Genomic DNA, 15721 nt, shown 5'->3' on the forward strand with positions numbered 1-15721 from the left:
CCGGAATGGCATCCGCACGGTCGACGCCCTGCCTGCTCACGTCGCGGCAAGGGCCGCCGTCGGCGACTGTCGCGCGGCGCGGATCGAGGGGGCGAGTCCGGCGACAGCGCCTGTCGCAAGCGCCGCTGTCATACCTGCCACGATCGTCTCCACCGGAACGACCAGCGGCCACCCCTGCACGACGCTCCAGGCTGCGGTGCCGAGCAGCCCGAGCGGCACTCCGGATGCGCCGCCCAGCGCGCAGAGGAGGATCGCCTCCACGAGGAACTGGGCCCGGATCTGCCCCCGGTGTGCGCCGAGCGCGCGTCGCAGGCCGATCTCCCGGCGACGCTCGAGCACGGAGACGAACATCGTGTTCGCTATGCCGATGCCGCCGATCACGAGCGCGACCGCGGCGAGCGCGAGGAACAGCCCATCGAAGTTGGAACGGGCGGCGTCTTTCGCGGCGAGGACGGCTGAGGGCTGACTCACCTGCACGAGCCCGCTCGCCCCCGGGGAGAGGGTCGCGGCGACGACCGGACGCAGCGCCTCGATCGACGCCTCGTCACCGGTGACGTAGGCGACCGTCGGTGCGCCATCGAAGCCGAGCCAGCGCTGCGCCGCAGCATCGTCGACGAGGACAGCTGACTGCAGGTCGCCGGAGAGCGGCGTCGCTGAGAGCACTCCGATGACGGTGAACGCGACGCCGCCGACGTCGATCGTGACGGGACGGTCGGGAAGCTGGGACAGGCCGAGCCGCTCAGCGGCGTCGATGCCGAGCACCGCTGTGGGCAGGTCGCTCTCGGTGAGCCAGCGACCGGAGGTCACCTCCGCCCTGAGCACCGCGGGGAGGTCACCGCGAACGGCGAGCGTCGTCAACCCGGTCTCCGGGTACTCGCGGAGCTCGTTGCTGCGAATGGGGGCGTGGGCATTGCCGACCGTCGCGGCATCGGTCACGGCCCCGATGCGCTGCAGCATGCCGAGCGCCTCGGCCGGAAGCGGCACGGGGTCTCCATCGGCACCTGCACGTGGGTCGGCGCGCAGCAGGTCCGCGCCGAGCGCGGTGAGCTGTTCGTCGAGCGCGGCCTGCGAGGACGCGGGCACCGCGGTGACGGTCACCAGCGTGGCGATGCCGATGGCGATGCCGATGGTGGACAGCACGGCGCGCAGCGGCCGAGTGCGAAGCCCGACCGTGCCCACCTCGAGTAGGTCTCGGAGGCCGAGACGTCTCCGGCGCTCACGCATGCTCCACCGCCTCGGTGCCGGCCTCGGTGGTGGTGGTGTCGATGTTCGTGTCGGCGACGATGCGGCCGTCTCTCAGCTCGACCCGCCGCGGCAGTCGCGTGGCGAGCTCGACGTCGTGGGTGATGACGACGACGGTGGTGCCCTCGTCGTGCAGTCGCTCGAGCAGGCCGAGCACGCGTTCGCCGTTCGCGGTGTCGAGGGCGCCGGTTGGTTCGTCGGCAAGGACGACGAGCGGATCGGTTACGATCGCCCTGGCGATGGCGACTCGCTGCCGTTCGCCGCCGGAGAGCTCCTGCGCCGCGTGCCCAATGCGGTGCTCGAGCCCCACGCGCTCGAGCGCCGCGCGGGCGAGATCGCGGCGCGCTCGCCTCGGAACGCCGCTGTAGAGAAGCGCCATCATGACGTTCTGCTCGGCGGTCACGCCGTCGCTCAGGTGGAAGCCCTGGAAGACGAACCCGATCGTGCTGCCCCGCAGGGTGGAGAGCGCACGATCCGTCAGATTTCGGGTGTCGGTCCCGCCGATGCGAACCGCACCGCTCGTGGGGCGGTCGAGCGTGCCGAGCACGTTGAGCAGCGTCGACTTGCCGGCGCCGGAGCGTCCGACGATCGCGGTGAGCTCACCGGGGTCGATCTGCAGCGAGACGTCGTCGAGGGCGACGACTCCGCCGGGGTGGATGCGGCTGACGTGCTCGAGCTCGAGTGCAGGCGTCGTCGTCATCGTGCCGACACCACCGTCATGCCGGCGTCGATTCCCTCGCCGCTGACCTCGACGCGGTCGTCCGCGATCAGACCGATCTCGACGCCGTGCAGTCCGCCCCGGTCGTCCTGCAACGCGTACCCGCCTTCGGCGAGGGCAAGAAGCGAGGCCACGGGGACGATCAGCACGTCCTGCACAGATCTGGTGACGATGCGGACGGTCACGGCGGCAGCGTCGACGCCGTCGAGGGCGGCCTGATCGTCGATCGCGACGATCGCGTCGACCTTCGCCTCGGCCCCCTCACCGGTCGTGTCCACGCTGTCGATGGAACCGTCGACGACGCGTCCATCCGGCAGCTCGATCGTGGCTCGTGCACCGGCGCCGATGACCCCCGCGTCCTGCGCCGGGACGGACGCCTCGACGATGCGCGTCGTGAGCGTCACCGTGTAGGGCTGACCAGCCGCAGTGTCGCCGAGGCGGGCGCTCACGGCGGCGACGCGACTCGACGCGCTCAGGACGACCACGTCGGCGGGTCCGAGGATGCCGGTGCGCTCGACGCCGAGCGACTCCTGCCAGTCCCGCACAGCCTGCTTGAAGTGCTTCCCCGTCTCGAACGTGTCGATGTCGCTGGGATACAGATAGCCGAGGTCCATCAGGTTCGACGCGACCATGCTGACATCGGCCCCCTCCATCTTCGGCTTGTCGATCGCTCGGTAGAGCGGGACCTCGCCGATGAGCACGGGCACCGGGCGCTCGTTCGCGCGCAGGGCCACCGACCCCCGATCGAGGACTTCGCCGACCTCGGGCAGCCAGGTGATGATGCCGTCCGCCTTCGTCGTCACGGGGGCCGCGGCGCCGAAGCCGACGGAACCGTCGAGGCGAGCGGTCTGCACGAGCTCGCCACGCTCGACGACCGCGGTGGCCGGCGCGGCTGTCTCCTCCACGGGGCCTGCGTCATTCGCGGGCCGGAGCACCAGGGCGGCACCGCCGGCGCCCGCGGCGAGCGCGAAGCAGACCGCGAGCGTGACGATGAGCGCGGTGCGCCCGCGACCCCGGGTCACGCAGTGCTCCCACCCGATTCGGATGCCACGCAGGCCTCCACGTACGGCATGCCGAGCGAGATCGAGGTGGCATCGTTCGTCTCACCGCCGAAGGCGATATTGATCCGGCCGAACTGGTCCGCTTCCGCGATCTCGACCTCGCGGACACCGCGATCATGCAGGCAGTCCACCACGCCCTGCGCGAACCGCAGCGCATCCGGGTTCTGCACGTCGAGCTCCCACGGGGGCAGCGGCGCCACGCGCAGGCAGAGGGCCTCGGCCTCGGCGGCCTTCGCCGGATCCCCACCGTCGCTGGCGCTGACCGAGTCTCCGCCGCCGCCCACAGGGGCGTCCTTCGGTGCATCGGTGTGATCCTCGAGGCAGCGATCCCGCGCCTTCCAGGCGTCCGCCTCCTCTTCATCCGACATGTCGAGCCGCAGGCGCACCGGCTCGCCGTACTCCGCGATGAGCGCATCGGCGGCCTCGGTCGGGGCCGGAGCGGCCGTCTCCAACGTCGCGATGCCGGTGCCACCCTCAGGGCTCTGGTCGGCTGAGGGCGCGGAGCACGCGGCGAGCACTCCGACGAGCGCGATGGCGCCTGCTGCGGCGGTCAGGGATCGGTGGGTGATGCGGAGCATGAGTCCTCCTCGTGTCGTGAGCGGCCGTGACCCACGCTCGTCCTCGGATGTGAGGGACTTGTGAGCGTTCAGTGCAGAGCCAGACCGCATGACTGGCTCGTGCTTAGGGTTGGGTCGTGACCAGAGTCTTGATCGTCGAGGACGATGCGCTGCAGTCCGAGCTCGTCCGCCGCTACCTCGAACGCGAGGGGCACGACGTGACGGTGCTGGCCGACGGCGCCGAAGCGCTTGCCGAGGTGCGTCGCTCTGCGCCCGACCTGCTTGTCCTCGACGTGATGCTCCCCGGGGCCGATGGCCTCACCGTCTGCCGCACGCTGCGCGAGGAGCAGTTCGAGCTCCCGATACTCCTGCTCACCGCACGCTCCACCGAGAACGATCTGCTCATCGGGCTCGAGCTCGGCGCCGATGACTACCTTGCCAAGCCGTACAGCCCGCGCGAGCTCGTCGCCCGAGTCCGAGCGCTTCTGCGGCGAGTCCACCGCACGGCGCCGGCCACGAGGGTCGTCGCCGTCGGCGACCTCGAGATCGACCCGGAGCGGCGTCGAGCCACCCTTTCCGATCGGCTCCTCGACCTCACCCGCGCGGAGTTCGACCTGCTCGAGGAGTTCGCCCTGCACCCCGGTATCGTCCTCAGCCGCGCCCGCCTGCTCGACCGCCTGCACGGCACAGATCGCTGGATCGGAGGCCGCACGATCGACACCCACGTGAAGAACCTCCGGGCCAAGATCGAGGCCGATCCTCAGACGCCGTCGAGGCTCCTCACCGTCTACGGGGTCGGGTACACGCTCCACGAGGGCTGAGCCAGGCACGCATCACGACCACACCCAACCGCGCTTCAACCAAAGGAACACTGCATGCGACTTCTCGGAACGATTCTTCTTGCCATCGGATTCATCGCGCTCGCCTCGGCGGTCCTCATCACCGACCCGACCGCGCTCGACGCGAACATCGGTGCCGGGATCCTCCAGATGGCGGGATTCGTCGCCGGAGGCGCAGGTCTCGCCGTTCTCCTCATCACTCTGCTCGTTCCGAAGCGCACATCTCGCTGAGGACCTCGCGGACGGAGACCGCTATCGGTCTAGGTGAGCGAGCCGAAGGCCAGCTCTCCTTCGAACAGGACCGCCGACGGGCTCACCTGGCCGAGCTGGTCGAGCTCCACGTCGAAGAGGTCCCTGTCGAGGACAACGATGTTCGCGTCCTTCCCGACCTCGAGGGACCCGACTCTGTCATCGATCCGGAGCTGTCGAGCCGCCTCGATGGTGTGCCCGCGCAGGAGCGCGGTGACCTCGAAGCGGGATTCGCGGCTCGGCCGGACGCTCCCCGGGTAGCGGTCGGGATCGAGGGGCAGCTCCGGGTCGACCCGCGTCGCGGCCACCTGCATGCCGAAGAACGGGTTTCCCCGGTGGAGCTCGAAGTTCGTCACGACGTCGCTCGCGAAGGTCATCGAGGCGCCGGCCTGCAGGACGCCCCGGAAGTCGTACATCCGATCCCATCGCTCGTCCCCGAGGTAGCTCTTCGCTTCCTCACCGAAGTACCCCGCCGACCAGTGGTTGGTCCAGTTCACGATGATGCCGAGCTCGGCCGGCCGGTGCATGTCGGCCGGATCGATGAGCTCGCAGTGCGCGAACGTCACCTGCGTCCGCCAGGCACCGCCCGTCTCGGCGAGCGACTCCTTGGCGGCCGCGACGGCATCGCACCCAGCCCGGAAGGCGCGGTCGCCGACCATGTGGATGTGCACGTCGATCTCCGCCTCGTTCGCCAGCAGCAGGCAGCTGACGAGCTCGTCGGTCTCGATCTGCATCTCGCCGAGGCTGCCGGAGTCGTCGTGGATCAGCGGAGCGAGGACCGCGCTGTTCCCGCTCTCGTTCGTGCCGTCGAGGAAGAGCTTGAGCGTTCGCACGCGGATGTGATCCGTGCCGTGCTCGCGGTCGAGGCGCTGAGCTCGCTCGATCGCGTCGGGGAGGTCGGCGAGGGTCCGGAACCGAACCGCGCCTTCGTACCTGGTGTGCAGCTCCCCGCGTCGGTGGAGCTCGCGGAGCGCGGGGAGCACGTCCTCGTCCTCGATGAGCGCCTCGAAGAGGGACGTGACGCCGTGCCGCGTCATGAACTCGAAGAACGGCTTCAGGCTCTCGGCGGTCAGCTCCTCTGGTGGGCGCCACCCGATGGAGTCGTACAGGCGGTCGATGAAGCGGAGGTGCGCGAACTCGAGGATGTGCCCCGTCGGCACGCCGTGTGCGTCACGGACGAACATCTCGAGGCCAGGCACGGGGTCTGGCGTGTGCTCGTCGACCTCGAGCAGCTCGAGCATCTTCGAGTTGACCCAGTGCGCGTGGTCGCTGAAGTCCTGGCAGAGCACGGGGCGGTCGCTGATCGCCGAGTCGAGGAGCTCCTTCGTCGGGGCGCCTCCCGCGAACAGCGTGCTCGGGTAGTACTCGAAGAAGAGGTAGGGCGCCTCCTCCTTGGGGTGCCGCTCGCCGTGTTCGCGGATGAAGGCGAGGATCGCGTCCACGTCGTCCGTCTGCGGAAGGGAGACGTGCCAGGCGCTCTTCGCGACGCCGCTGGGATGCGTGTGGGCGTCGATCAGACCGGGCAGCACGAGTCGTCCGCCCAGGTCGTAGACGGGGAGCCCCTCCTCTGGGAGGGCGCGGGGGGCCTCCTCCCTGAGCATCTGCGCGATCCGGCCGTCACGGATGACGGCTCCGCTCGCCCACGGAGCGGCCTCGTCGGCGGTGAAGAATCTGCCGTTCGTCAAGATCAGGTCCACGATGAGCGCTCCTTGCGGGTAGAGACGTAACAACTTGGAAATGCAGTCTGGCATAAATTAGCAATGTTGGTAATCTATTCGCCAGAGGCACGCTTCGTGCCCCACTCCACGCGACAGTGCAGTCGACGGAGACCCCCAGAGGAGCACCCGTGAGTCAAGCCACCCAGTTCGTTCGATCACTCAAGCTGCGTCACCTCCTGGCGTTCGGGCTTGCCTACCTCGCCCCGACGGCCATCTTCAACTTCTACGGCATCGCCACCGAGCTCAGCGGGGGCATGATGGCCCTCGCGTACCTCGTGACGCTGGTCGTCATGTTCTTCACCGCGTACTCGTACGCGCAGATGGTGAAGGCCTTCCCGGTCGCCGGATCCGCGTACACCTACGTGCAGAAGAGCGTGCATCCCTACCTCGGCTTCGCGACCGGCTGGGTGTTCCTGCTCGACTACATGCTGCTCCCGATGATCTGCTACCTGCTGTTCGGGATCTACATGGAGGAGTACGTTCCCGCTATCCCGACTGCCATCTGGGTGCTGCTCGCGGCCGGTTTCGGCGCGGTCATGAACATCCTCGGAGCACGAGTCTCCGGCCGTCTCAACATCGCCGTCGTCTCCGCGCAGATCATCTTCGCGGTTGTGCTCATCGGCCTCATCACGAGCTACGTCCTGCAGGGCGGTGGAGCTGGCGGCCTCTTCGTGCCGGAGGCGATCTACAACCCCGAGACGTTCAACTTCGGCAACGTGATGTGGGCGGCCTCGATCCTCGCCGTCTCCTTCCTCGGCTTCGACGCCGTCTCCACGCTCGCGGAGGAGACCCACCAGCCGACCGTCACGATCCCGCGAGCGATCCTGATCATGTGCATCGGCGCGGGCCTCGGCTTCGCGACGATCGCCTACTTCCTGCAGATCGCCTGGCCCACCGGGTACGCGGAGTTCGAGGATCCGGATACCGGCATCTTCGAGCTCCTGCCCCGGATCGGGGGAGAAGCGCTGAACATCACGTTCTTCGTCGCCGATCAGGCCGCGAGCATCCTCTGCGCGATGGCCGCCGTCGCCGCCGTCTCCCGCGTGCTCTACGGCATGGGGCGCGACGGTCTGCTCCCGAAGCGGTTCTTCGGCAAGCTCTCGCCGCGGTTCGGAACCCCGGTCAACAACATCGTGCTCGTCTCCGTCGCGGCGCTCGGCGCCGTGTTCTTCACCGACAACCTCCTCGGCGCGACCTCGCTCACGAGCTTCGGCGCCATCACGGGGTTCATCATGGTCAACATCGCCGTGATCAACCACTACTTCGTTCGCCTGCGCCGGCGTTCAGGGATGGATGTGGTCCGCTACCTGGTCCTCCCGCTGATCGGCGTCGCCACCAATGTCGCCCTTTGGGTGAGCATCGATTCCTCAGCGAAGATGCTCGGCATCACCTGGCTAATCATCGGCGTGATCTACCTCGGCTTCATGACGAAGGGCTTCCGCCGTCTGCCCGCGCAGATCCGATCGGAGGACGAGGTCGGCGACGACGAGAGCACCCGCAGTCTCGAGGTGCCGAGCGCCGACCGCAGCTGAGCCGCGATCGAGCGGCGGCGGTGCTCAGGCCGCCGCCGCTTGGATCATCGACGCGGCCAGGTCGCGAAGCGGACTGGTCTGCGCGTCGGGGAACTGGAGCACGCTCATGCTCGAAGACCCGATGGTGAGGCACAGCATGGCGTAGCCGAGCGCCTCGCTCCGTGCGACGTCCATCTCCCGGTGCGTCGCCCTGATCGCCGCGGCGACCTCGGTGACCACGGTCGCGTAGCTGTCGAGCAGGCGCCGCCTGACCTGCTCATCGTGCTGGGACCAGGCTAGGAACGCATCGAAGACGGCATCGTCTGGACTCGCTTCGACACCGGTGCCGAAGAGAAAGTCGAGCACCCCCTCGAGCCCCTGGCCGGAGCGCGCGGCCTGCACCCGTTCGTGCATCTCCTGCGCGTACGGGTCCATCGTCGAGTTCCAGACGAGCTGGATGAGCTCGTCGCGGTTGCCGACGTAGTGACGGATGTGCGCCCGGCTCAGCTGCGCCTCGGAGGCGATGCGCTCCTGGGTCGCGCCCTCGACCCCGTACTTCCCGATGACTCGCTTCGCGGCCGCGACGATCTGCGGGCGCCGCTCGTGCACAAGACTCGGTCGACCCATGTGGTCCCTCCTTCAGCTTCCCACCTGGAGTGGGCGTCGCCCGGGCTCTCCGGTTCGAGCGACGGTCCCACCACAGTACGAGATCACCGCCCGGGAAGCCGGACCGCCATCACCAGGTCGGGGTCGCGGGGGTGCGACCGCCCCCGCGACCGCCATTCCAGGCGCTCAGGCGATGATGTCCATGGGCCGTTCGAGGAGCCCCGTCAGCGTGGCGAGGAACGCTGCGGCAAGGGCTCCGTCGATGATTCGGTGATCGGCGGAGAGGGTGTACCGCAGGCGGTGGCGAACCTCGACCGCCCCGTTGACCGCGACGGGTTCTGGCCTCGCTGCGCCGACCGCGAGGATCGCCCCCTCTGGCGGGTTGATGATGGCGGTGAACTGCTCGACGCCGTACATGCCGAGGTTGCTGATCGTGAACGTGCCGCCAGCCATCTCCGAGGGGCCGAGCTTGCGTTCCTTGGCGAGTCCGGCCAGTCGCCGAGACTCGCGCGCGATGTGCGACGCCGGGCTCAGGTCGGCGTCGCCGATCACCGGCACGACGAGGCCAGTCGGGGAGGCGACGGCGATGCCGATGTTGACGCGCCCGTGGAGCAGGGTCTCTCCGCGGCCCTCCGGGGAGTAGGAGGCGTTGACTCCCGGATGCTCGCGGAGCGCGATGGCGCATGCGCGCACGAGGAGATCGTTGACGCTGATCTTCGGGCGCCCCGTCGATTCGAGGCTGCCGTTCAGCTCGGCGCGGAGCGCCATGAGGGCCTCGACATCGGCCGCAGCCGTGACGAAGAAGTGTGGCACCGTGCTGCTGCTCTCGCTGAGGCGCCGAGCGATCACTTCGCGGGTCTTGTCGAACGGGACGGCAGTCGGCTGTCGCGCATCGGAAGCGCTGGTGCTGGTGCTGGTGGCGCCGCCGGTGCCCTGGCCCGCCGTCGGGCTCGACGCGCACCGAGCGGGCGACGCGATGGCCGTGTCCTCGGGGGAGGCCTGACGTGCGCGTGCATCCTCGATATCGGCGCGGACGATCCGGCCGCCGGGGCCGGATCCCAGCACAGCCGACAGGTCGATCTCGTGCTCGCGAGCGAGTCGGCGCGCGAGCGGCGTCGCGAACAGCCGCTGTCCTACTGCGCCCTGAGGTTCGACCTGGGAGGCGACCTCCGAAGCCTGAGCGTCCGCGCTCGCGGCCGCTGCGTCGGGTGCGCCCATCGCGCCAGCCGCATCTGCTTCCGCTGGCGCGGCAGCGTCGGATGCGCTCGCGGGCGCGTCGTCGTTGCCGTCATCGAGGCGCGCGATGACCGTGCCGATGGTTGCCACCTCGCCTTCGGCGACCAGGATGTCGCGCAGGACGCCGGCGTCGTAGGCCTCGTACTCCATGGTGGCCTTGTCGGTCTCGATCTCGACGAGCAGGTCGCCAACGGCGACGGCGTCGCCTGGCTGCTTGTGCCACGCGGCGATGGCGCCCTCCTGCATGGTGTCGGAGAGGCGGGGCATGAGGATATCGATCATGGGGTGTCCTTAGATGCGGCGGGAGACCGCGGCGAGGGTCTGCCGGATGGCGGTGGCGGCGTCGTCCGCGGAGGGGAGCGCGGCGGTCTCGAGCGGCTTGGAGTAGGGCATGGGCACCTCGGCCATCGCGACCCGGCGCACGGGTGCGTCCAGCCAGTCGAAGGCGCCGTCCGAGATGGTCGCGGCGATCTCGGCGCCGATGCCGTAGGTGAGCCAGTCGTCTTCCAGGACGACGGCGCAGTGGGTCTTCTTCACGGATGCGATGACGGTGTCGCGGTCGAGCGGGCGCAGGCTGCGGAGGTCGACCACTTCCACGTCGATGCCCTCGGTCTCGGCGAGCCGCTCGGCCACTTCGAGGGCGACGGCCGCCATGCGCGAGTAAGCGACCACCGTGATGTCGGCACCCTCGCGGGTCACGGCGGCCCGGCCGATCTCGGCGGGGGTGTCGTCGTCCGGCACCTCGCCCTTGGTGTTGTAGAGCGCGAGGTTCTCGAGGAACAGCACGGGGTCGTCGTCGCGGATCGCGGCCAGCAGCAGCGCTTTCGCGTCAGCGGGGCTGGACGGGGCGACGACCTTCATGCCTGGCACGAACGCGTAATACAGCTCGATGTTCTGCGAGTGCGTGGCGCCGAGCTGCTGCCCGCCTCCGCCCGGGGTGCGGATGACGAGGGGGACCCGGGCCTGACCGCCGAACATGCCGTAGATCTTCGCGGCGTGGTTGACGATCTGGTCCAGGGCCAGCAGCGAGAAGTTGATGGTCATGATCTCCACGACCGGGCGCAGCCCGAGCATCGCAGCGCCGATGGCGGCTCCCGTGAACCCCTCCTCGGCGATGGGGGTGTCTCGTACGCGCTTCTCGCCGAACTCCGCGAGCATGCCGGCGGTGATCTTGTACGAGCCCTCGAAGACGCCGATCTCCTCGCCGATGAGCAGCACGTTCTCGTCTCGCAGCATCTCGGCGCGGAGGGTGTCATGGAGCGCCTGACGGTAGGTCATCATGCTCATGCGGATGCTCCGATCGTGGGTGAGGGGGATGGTTCGAAGAGCGGTTGGCCGGGCAGCCTGCGGGAATCGTTGGGAACCGGCGTGGCGTAGGTGTAGTCGAAGAGCGTGTCGACCGACGGGTGCGGGCTCGCCTCGGCGAACGCGACGGCCTCGGCGACGGCGGCCATGGCGGCAGCGTCGATGTCGGCGATCGCGTCGTCCGTCAGGAGTCCCCGCTCGGCGAGGCGAACCGCGAACGCGGCGATGGGGTCACCGGCCTTGAGGGCCTCGGCCTCCTCGCGGGTGCGGTACTTCGCGGGGTCGACGACCGAGTGCCCCTTCAGGCGCTCGCTCACCGTCTCCAGCAGGAACGGCTTGCCGGCCCGGGCGCTCGCGAGCGCGCTGGCCGCGGCGTCCCGGACGGCGACGGGGTCGTTCCCGTCAACGCGGGCGGACGCCATCCGGTACGAGGATGCCCGCTTGTGCAGCTCGGGCTCGCCGGAGGCGCGCTCGACCGTGGTGCCCATCCCGAGGCCGTTGTTGACGACCACGTAGACGACCGGCAGGTCCCACAAGGCGGCGATGTTCAGCGACTCGTGAAACGCCCCGATGTTCGTGGTGCCGTCTCCCATGACGCAGACCACGGCCTCTTGTCCGCTGCGGTAGTCGATCGCGAGGGCCGCACCGGTGGCGAGCGGCACCTGCCCGCCGACGATGCCGTACCCGCCGAGCAGGCGCGACTCCAGGTCGAAGAGGTGCATCGACCCGCCCCACCCCTTCGATACGCCGCCGCTGCGCCCGTAGAGCTCTGCCATGATCCGTCCTGGCGCGATGCCTCGACCGAGCGCGTACCCGTGCTCCCGGTAGTTCGTGAAGAGGTAGTCGGTGGACTCCATCGCCGCCATCAGGCCAACCACCGTCGCCTCCTCGCCGAGGTTCAGGTGGCAGTAGCCACCGATCTCCGCCTGCGTGTACGAGCGGGCGGCGCGCTCCTCGAACCGCCGGATCAGCACCATCTGGCGGTAGAACTCGACGAGTCCCTCGCTGTCGAGGGCTGTCGTGTGCACTGGTGGTGGATTCGACGCTGTCTTCCGCGGGGTTGTGGATCTGCGTGCAGCCATTGGGAGCTCCTCTCGCCTGGCCCTTCTGGGGCTCGGCTCGATCGACCGCGAGGGATGACCACGCGTGTAATGAAACGAATACGTCTCATTATAGGATGGTTGTCGTCGAGCGTCGACATGCGAGGCACGAGGTGGGGAGCACTGGGGATGAGCGAGACCGTGTCGAGCACGAGCCGCAAGCGGGGCCGCCCGACCGCCCAGGAGCGGGAGGAGCGCCGAGACCAGATCCTGGACGCCGCCGTCGCGCTGTTCGTGTCGAATGGCTACGGCCAGGTCACCGTTGACGAGATCGCAGCAATGGCGCGGGTCACCAAGCGCACGATCTACACCTACTTCGGCGACAAGGCAGAGGTGTTCACTGCAGCGATCGAGCGGTTCCGCGCTCGCGACCTCGTGAACCACGGGGCGACCGCCGAGTCACTGCTCGAGACGGCAGCGCGGCTCGTCTTCGTCCTGCACTCGGACAGCGCCGTCGGCCTGCACCGGCTCATGGTCGGAGAAGCGGCGCAGTTCCCGGAGCTCGCGTCTGGCTTCTACTCCAGCGGGCCACGGGGGTACGTGGCTCTGCTTGCGCAGCACCTCTCTCCTGCGAGTGGTCTCGTGGAGGTGGAGGTGGAGGCGGAGGCGCTGTTCGGGCTGCTCCTCGGTGAGCCGCACCGCCGCCGCCTGCTCGGGCTGGCACCCGCACCGAGCGCGGCGGCTGCTCGCGCGCACGCCGAGCAGGTCATCGCCCTCCTCGGGCTGACGGAACGCTCGCGCGACGACGGCTGACGCGGCCCTTCTCGCGGATGCCTGCGGGAGTCGTCAGGCGGGACCCGTCACTCGGCGTCGTCGGCCCCGTCGGCGTCATCGTCGTCGAAGATGCTCTCGATCGGGCACTCGAAGACGCGCGCGAGGCGGAACGCGAGGGGCAGCGAGGGGTCGAAGCGGCCGCGCTCGATGGAGATGACCGTCTGGCGGGAGACGCCGAGCTCCTCCGCGAGGCGCTGCTGCGACCACCCGCGTTGTTTGCGAAGGTCGGGGAGCGCGTTCTTCACGAACTAGCCTCGCCTTCGCTCGAGGCCATACCGGATGCTCACCGATCCCATCGCGACGACGATCACGGCGACCAGGGCCAGGAGTGCTGGAATGTCGAGGTTCCCGACCGCGATGACCGCGGTGCCGAGTCCGGTCACGAGCAGGGTGTCGCCGAACGCTCCGCTCGTCGCGCGTTCGATCCATGCCGACTCCACCGACTGCTCGGGGCGCGGGGTGGCTCCTCGGAGGCTGTCTCGGTCGACGGACAGCGCCCACACGAGGCCAGCACAGGCCCAGAACGACACCAGTACCGTCGCAAACCACCCGACGAGTGGGTGCGGGCCGGCGGACCCGGTCAGCACCAGAATCGTTGCGATGACGCAGGCGAGGAGCAGGCCGGAGGGGATCGCCAGCCAGAGTGCAGACCAGTGACCACCGAACTTCACTCGGCCCCACCGGCTTCGAGTGTCCGCTGTGTACGAAGAACTCTCGGTGTCCATGTCTCACTCCCATGTGTAAAGCTAACTTGACTGTCGAGATAGTTATACACGTCAAGCACGCTTGACACAAGCGTGAGGCCAGCGCCCGTTCAGGCGGGCCCAAGGGGGTCGGCAGATGGCAGTACCGGCGGCCTCGGATGCCGACCGGCGAAGGTCAGAACGCGATCGGCCGCACGTAGTGCGTCCCCCGCTGCGACCTGCCGGATGCTGACACCGTGAAGCGCACGATGTCGCTCCGGTAGCGGTCGTCGGAGACCTCGAAGACGCGGCCGTCGTTGTCTCGCGTCACCCGGCGCAGGCGCAGGACGGGGGATCCTTCCTCGATCTCCAGCAGCCTGGCGTCCAGTGCATCGGCGGCCTTCGCGTCGATCTCGTGGTCGATGTCGTTGTAGCCGTAGCCGCGGCTGTCGAGGAACTCGGTGATGGACACGGTGTTCAGGTCGACCTCGAAGAGGTGGCGTCCGACTTCCTCCGTGAACGTGAGGCGCTCGAGCATCGTCGGCCGGCCGTCGAGGCTGCGGAGTCGAAGGACGTGCACAACAAGCTGGGACGGGTCGATCCCGAAGATCTCAGCCTGCGCTGGGTCTGGACGCCGCAGGCTCACCTCCTGCGTCTCGGCGCCAGGAACGGTGCCGATCTCCTTGGCCCACTTCGTGAACGGGATGGACACGTCGACGGCCTGGTGGGCTTTGCGCTCGACGACCCGGGCCGGTCGACCGCGGCCGGTCTCGATGAGGCCCTCGCTGCGCAGTGCCGCGAGCGCGTTGCGGACCGGGCCCCGGGAGGTGCTCCAGCGCTCGGCGAGCTCCCCTTCGGACGGGACGTCATCGCCGGGTGCGAGTTGACCGCTGGCGATGCGTCGTCGGAGGTCGTCAGCGATCTGCTTGTACATAACGTCGGTCACATAGGCATACTACTTGCTCATGCCCTCCAGCGTGCTGGTGGAGCATGAAACCGGGCTCTTAAAGGCCTTTTCTCGCGAAGCCTGGTTGCCGAAGTCTTCAACATAGGTGAACAACTCGTGAATTGTGCGAAGATAGGCATACAGGTTGGTGGTGTCTCTGGCAGTCTCTTCACGTCCCGCTCCGAGACCCCGCCCGAAAGGCACAGCACATGACCCGCGCTCTCAAGCCCGCGATCGCCCTCGCAGGCGCCGGCATCCTCGCACTCAGCCTCGCCGCCTGCTCCACGCCCGCAGCAGACGCCTCCGGATCCACCGACTCCTCCGGCTTCGCCGTCGACTCGAACACCCTCGTCTTCGGCGTCGTCCCCGACTCCGTCGACACCGAGACCAACTACCAGCCGCTCATGGACTACATCGCGCTCGAGACGGGCAAGACCGTCGAGTACCACGAGTCCACGGACTACGCGGCGCTCATCGAAGCCGCGATCGCCGGCAAGGTCGACGTGGCGTCCTTCTCCGGGTTCACCTACGTCACCGCCACGAACAACGGCGCCGAGCTCACCCCGATCTCCTCCATCGTGACGTCCGAGGGCCAGGAGCCCGGCTACTACTCGCAGGCCATCGTGCCCGTCGACAGCGACATCGCATCGATCGAAGACCTCGCGGGCAAGAAGGTCTGCTTCGTCGACCCCTCCTCCACCTCCGGCTACCTCTTCCCGAGCTACAACCTCCTCGAAGCAGGCATCGACCCCGAAGCGGACATCACTCCCGTCATGGCAGGCAAGCACGACGTGAGCGTGCAGAAGGTGGGCGAAGGCGTCGAGTGCGAGGCAGGCTTCGCCGAAGACAGCGAGGTCGAGAAATCCGACAAGGTGAAGGTCATCGCCGAGACCATGGTCCCCGGTGCCCCCATCGTCGAGTCCGACAAGCTGCCGGACGACCTGAAGCAGCAGCTCCGGGACATCCTCTCCGAGGTCACGATCGACGACATCATCGCCGCCGGCGTGGAGAGCGCAGACAGCGAGGGCTTCCGCAGCGTCTTCTTCGAGACCAAGCCGGTTGACGACCAGTACTACGACACGGTCCGCGACATCTGCGAGGCGACGAACGCCACGCAGTGCCAGAGCTGACCCACGCCTGACCCCGTCTGATCAGCCGAGACCCGAGATGAGCACC

General features: G+C 68.6%; 17 protein-coding genes. 5 read left to right on the forward strand and 12 right to left on the reverse strand.

Annotated elements, in window-relative coordinates; genetic code table 11:
- Positions 1–36: 36 nt before the first annotated feature.
- Genes ITJ67_RS03875 through ITJ67_RS03890 form a run of 4 tightly spaced genes read right to left on the reverse strand, consistent with a single transcriptional unit; the run spans position 37 to position 3599 of the window.
- Positions 37–1224, reverse strand: a complete 1188-nt coding sequence (locus ITJ67_RS03875; protein WP_194676807.1) for an ABC transporter permease — start codon at positions 1222–1224, stop codon at positions 37–39.
- Positions 1217–1942, reverse strand: a complete 726-nt coding sequence (locus ITJ67_RS03880) for an ABC transporter ATP-binding protein (RefSeq protein ID WP_194676808.1) — start codon at positions 1940–1942, stop codon at positions 1217–1219. The genes ITJ67_RS03875 and ITJ67_RS03880 overlap by 8 nt, the downstream gene beginning before the upstream one ends.
- Positions 1939–2982: a peptidoglycan-binding protein gene (locus tag ITJ67_RS20160; RefSeq protein ID WP_194676809.1), complete on the reverse strand. Its 1044-nt coding sequence runs from the start codon at positions 2980–2982 to the stop codon at positions 1939–1941. Before ITJ67_RS20160 ends, ITJ67_RS03880 begins: the two co-directional genes overlap by 4 nt.
- Complete coding sequence (locus ITJ67_RS03890) at positions 2979–3599, reverse strand: hypothetical protein (protein WP_194676810.1); 621 nt, start codon at positions 3597–3599, stop codon at positions 2979–2981. The genes ITJ67_RS20160 and ITJ67_RS03890 overlap by 4 nt, the downstream gene beginning before the upstream one ends.
- A gap of 116 nt (positions 3600–3715) precedes the next feature.
- On the opposite strand from ITJ67_RS03890, the gene ITJ67_RS03895 reads away from it, so the two are divergent.
- Together ITJ67_RS03895 and ITJ67_RS03900 are read left to right on the forward strand one after the other, a co-directional pair.
- Positions 3716–4399: a response regulator transcription factor gene (locus tag ITJ67_RS03895; RefSeq protein WP_160074682.1), complete on the forward strand. Its 684-nt coding sequence runs from the start codon at positions 3716–3718 to the stop codon at positions 4397–4399.
- 54 nt (positions 4400–4453) lie between these two features.
- A complete protein-coding gene (locus tag ITJ67_RS03900) occupies positions 4454–4648 on the forward strand; it encodes a hypothetical protein (RefSeq protein ID WP_104301194.1) in 195 nt (64 codons plus the stop codon).
- Between the two features lie 29 nt (positions 4649–4677).
- On the opposite strand, the gene ITJ67_RS03905 is transcribed toward ITJ67_RS03900, so the two are convergent.
- Positions 4678–6363 carry an amidohydrolase gene (locus ITJ67_RS03905; protein ID WP_160074684.1) on the reverse strand — a complete coding sequence of 562 codons (1686 nt, stop codon included), beginning with the start codon at positions 6361–6363 and terminating at the stop codon, positions 4678–4680.
- A 149-nt stretch (positions 6364–6512) separates the two neighbouring features.
- On the opposite strand from ITJ67_RS03905, the gene ITJ67_RS03910 reads away from it, so the two are divergent.
- Positions 6513–7916 carry an APC family permease gene (locus tag ITJ67_RS03910; protein WP_194676811.1) on the forward strand — a complete coding sequence of 468 codons (1404 nt, stop codon included), beginning with the start codon at positions 6513–6515 and terminating at the stop codon, positions 7914–7916.
- 24 nt (positions 7917–7940) lie between these two features.
- On the opposite strand, the gene ITJ67_RS03915 is transcribed toward ITJ67_RS03910, so the two are convergent.
- The 4 genes from ITJ67_RS03915 to pdhA all read right to left on the reverse strand — a co-directional run bounded on the left by ITJ67_RS03915 (position 7941) and on the right by pdhA (position 12124).
- Positions 7941–8522, reverse strand: a complete 582-nt coding sequence (locus ITJ67_RS03915) for a TetR/AcrR family transcriptional regulator (protein WP_194676812.1) — start codon at positions 8520–8522, stop codon at positions 7941–7943.
- A gap of 165 nt (positions 8523–8687) precedes the next feature.
- Positions 8688–10019 carry a dihydrolipoamide acetyltransferase family protein gene (locus ITJ67_RS03920; RefSeq protein WP_160074690.1) on the reverse strand — a complete coding sequence of 444 codons (1332 nt, stop codon included), beginning with the start codon at positions 10017–10019 and terminating at the stop codon, positions 8688–8690.
- A gap of 9 nt (positions 10020–10028) precedes the next feature.
- Positions 10029–11024, reverse strand: a complete 996-nt coding sequence (locus ITJ67_RS03925) for an alpha-ketoacid dehydrogenase subunit beta (RefSeq protein WP_104301204.1) — start codon at positions 11022–11024, stop codon at positions 10029–10031.
- On the reverse strand, positions 11021–12124 hold the full coding sequence (pdhA, locus tag ITJ67_RS03930; RefSeq protein WP_160074692.1) for a pyruvate dehydrogenase (acetyl-transferring) E1 component subunit alpha: 1104 nt from the start codon (positions 12122–12124) through the stop codon (positions 11021–11023). The genes ITJ67_RS03925 and pdhA overlap by 4 nt, the downstream gene beginning before the upstream one ends.
- A 147-nt stretch (positions 12125–12271) precedes the next feature.
- Here pdhA and ITJ67_RS03935 point away from each other — a divergent pair, with 147 nt between their 5' ends.
- Positions 12272–12895, forward strand: a complete 624-nt coding sequence (locus ITJ67_RS03935) for a TetR/AcrR family transcriptional regulator (protein WP_160074694.1) — start codon at positions 12272–12274, stop codon at positions 12893–12895.
- Positions 12896–12942: 47 nt separating this feature from the next.
- Here ITJ67_RS03935 and ITJ67_RS03940 read toward each other — a convergent pair whose 3' ends face one another.
- From ITJ67_RS03940 to ITJ67_RS03950, 3 genes are all read right to left on the reverse strand, one after another.
- The gene (locus ITJ67_RS03940) at positions 12943–13161 is read right to left on the reverse strand and encodes a helix-turn-helix transcriptional regulator (RefSeq protein ID WP_160074696.1); all 219 of its coding nucleotides are present in this window, start codon (positions 13159–13161) and stop codon (positions 12943–12945) included.
- Between the two features lie 3 nt (positions 13162–13164).
- Entirely contained in the window at positions 13165–13641 is a 477-nt protein-coding gene (locus ITJ67_RS03945) for a hypothetical protein (RefSeq protein ID WP_160074698.1), read from the reverse strand.
- Positions 13642–13795: 154 nt separating this feature from the next.
- Entirely contained in the window at positions 13796–14545 is a 750-nt protein-coding gene (locus ITJ67_RS03950) for a GntR family transcriptional regulator (protein ID WP_236558605.1), read from the reverse strand.
- Positions 14546–14754: 209 nt separating this feature from the next.
- Here ITJ67_RS03950 and ITJ67_RS03955 point away from each other — a divergent pair, with 209 nt between their 5' ends.
- Positions 14755–15675: a phosphate/phosphite/phosphonate ABC transporter substrate-binding protein gene (locus ITJ67_RS03955; protein WP_160074700.1), complete on the forward strand. Its 921-nt coding sequence runs from the start codon at positions 14755–14757 to the stop codon at positions 15673–15675.
- The last annotated feature ends 46 nt before the right edge of the window (positions 15676–15721 follow it).

This window comes from Pseudoclavibacter sp. VKM Ac-2867, from assembly GCF_015351275.1.
In the GTDB taxonomy this organism is placed as follows: domain Bacteria; phylum Actinomycetota; class Actinomycetes; order Actinomycetales; family Microbacteriaceae; genus Pseudoclavibacter.

Excerpts from the sequence above, each read along its gene's own strand:
- ITJ67_RS03875 (WP_194676807.1), bottom strand. The coding sequence starts at position 1,224 with ATGCGTGAGCGCCGGAGACGTCTCGGCCTCCGAGACCTACTCGAGGTG.
- ITJ67_RS03880 (WP_194676808.1), bottom strand. The coding sequence starts at position 1,942 with ATGACGACGACGCCTGCACTCGAGCTCGAGCACGTCAGCCGCATCCAC.
- ITJ67_RS03890 (WP_194676810.1), bottom strand. The coding sequence starts at position 3,599 with ATGCTCCGCATCACCCACCGATCCCTGACCGCCGCAGCAGGCGCCATC.
- ITJ67_RS03900 (WP_104301194.1), top strand. The coding sequence starts at position 4,454 with ATGCGACTTCTCGGAACGATTCTTCTTGCCATCGGATTCATCGCGCTC.
- ITJ67_RS03915 (WP_194676812.1), bottom strand. The coding sequence starts at position 8,522 with ATGGGTCGACCGAGTCTTGTGCACGAGCGGCGCCCGCAGATCGTCGCG.
- ITJ67_RS03920 (WP_160074690.1), bottom strand. The coding sequence starts at position 10,019 with ATGATCGATATCCTCATGCCCCGCCTCTCCGACACCATGCAGGAGGGC.
- ITJ67_RS03925 (WP_104301204.1), bottom strand. The coding sequence starts at position 11,024 with ATGAGCATGATGACCTACCGTCAGGCGCTCCATGACACCCTCCGCGCC.
- pdhA (WP_160074692.1), bottom strand. The coding sequence starts at position 12,124 with ATGGCTGCACGCAGATCCACAACCCCGCGGAAGACAGCGTCGAATCCA.
- ITJ67_RS03935 (WP_160074694.1), top strand. The coding sequence starts at position 12,272 with ATGAGCGAGACCGTGTCGAGCACGAGCCGCAAGCGGGGCCGCCCGACC.
- ITJ67_RS03945 (WP_160074698.1), bottom strand. The coding sequence starts at position 13,641 with ATGGACACCGAGAGTTCTTCGTACACAGCGGACACTCGAAGCCGGTGG.
- ITJ67_RS03955 (WP_160074700.1), top strand. The coding sequence starts at position 14,755 with ATGACCCGCGCTCTCAAGCCCGCGATCGCCCTCGCAGGCGCCGGCATC.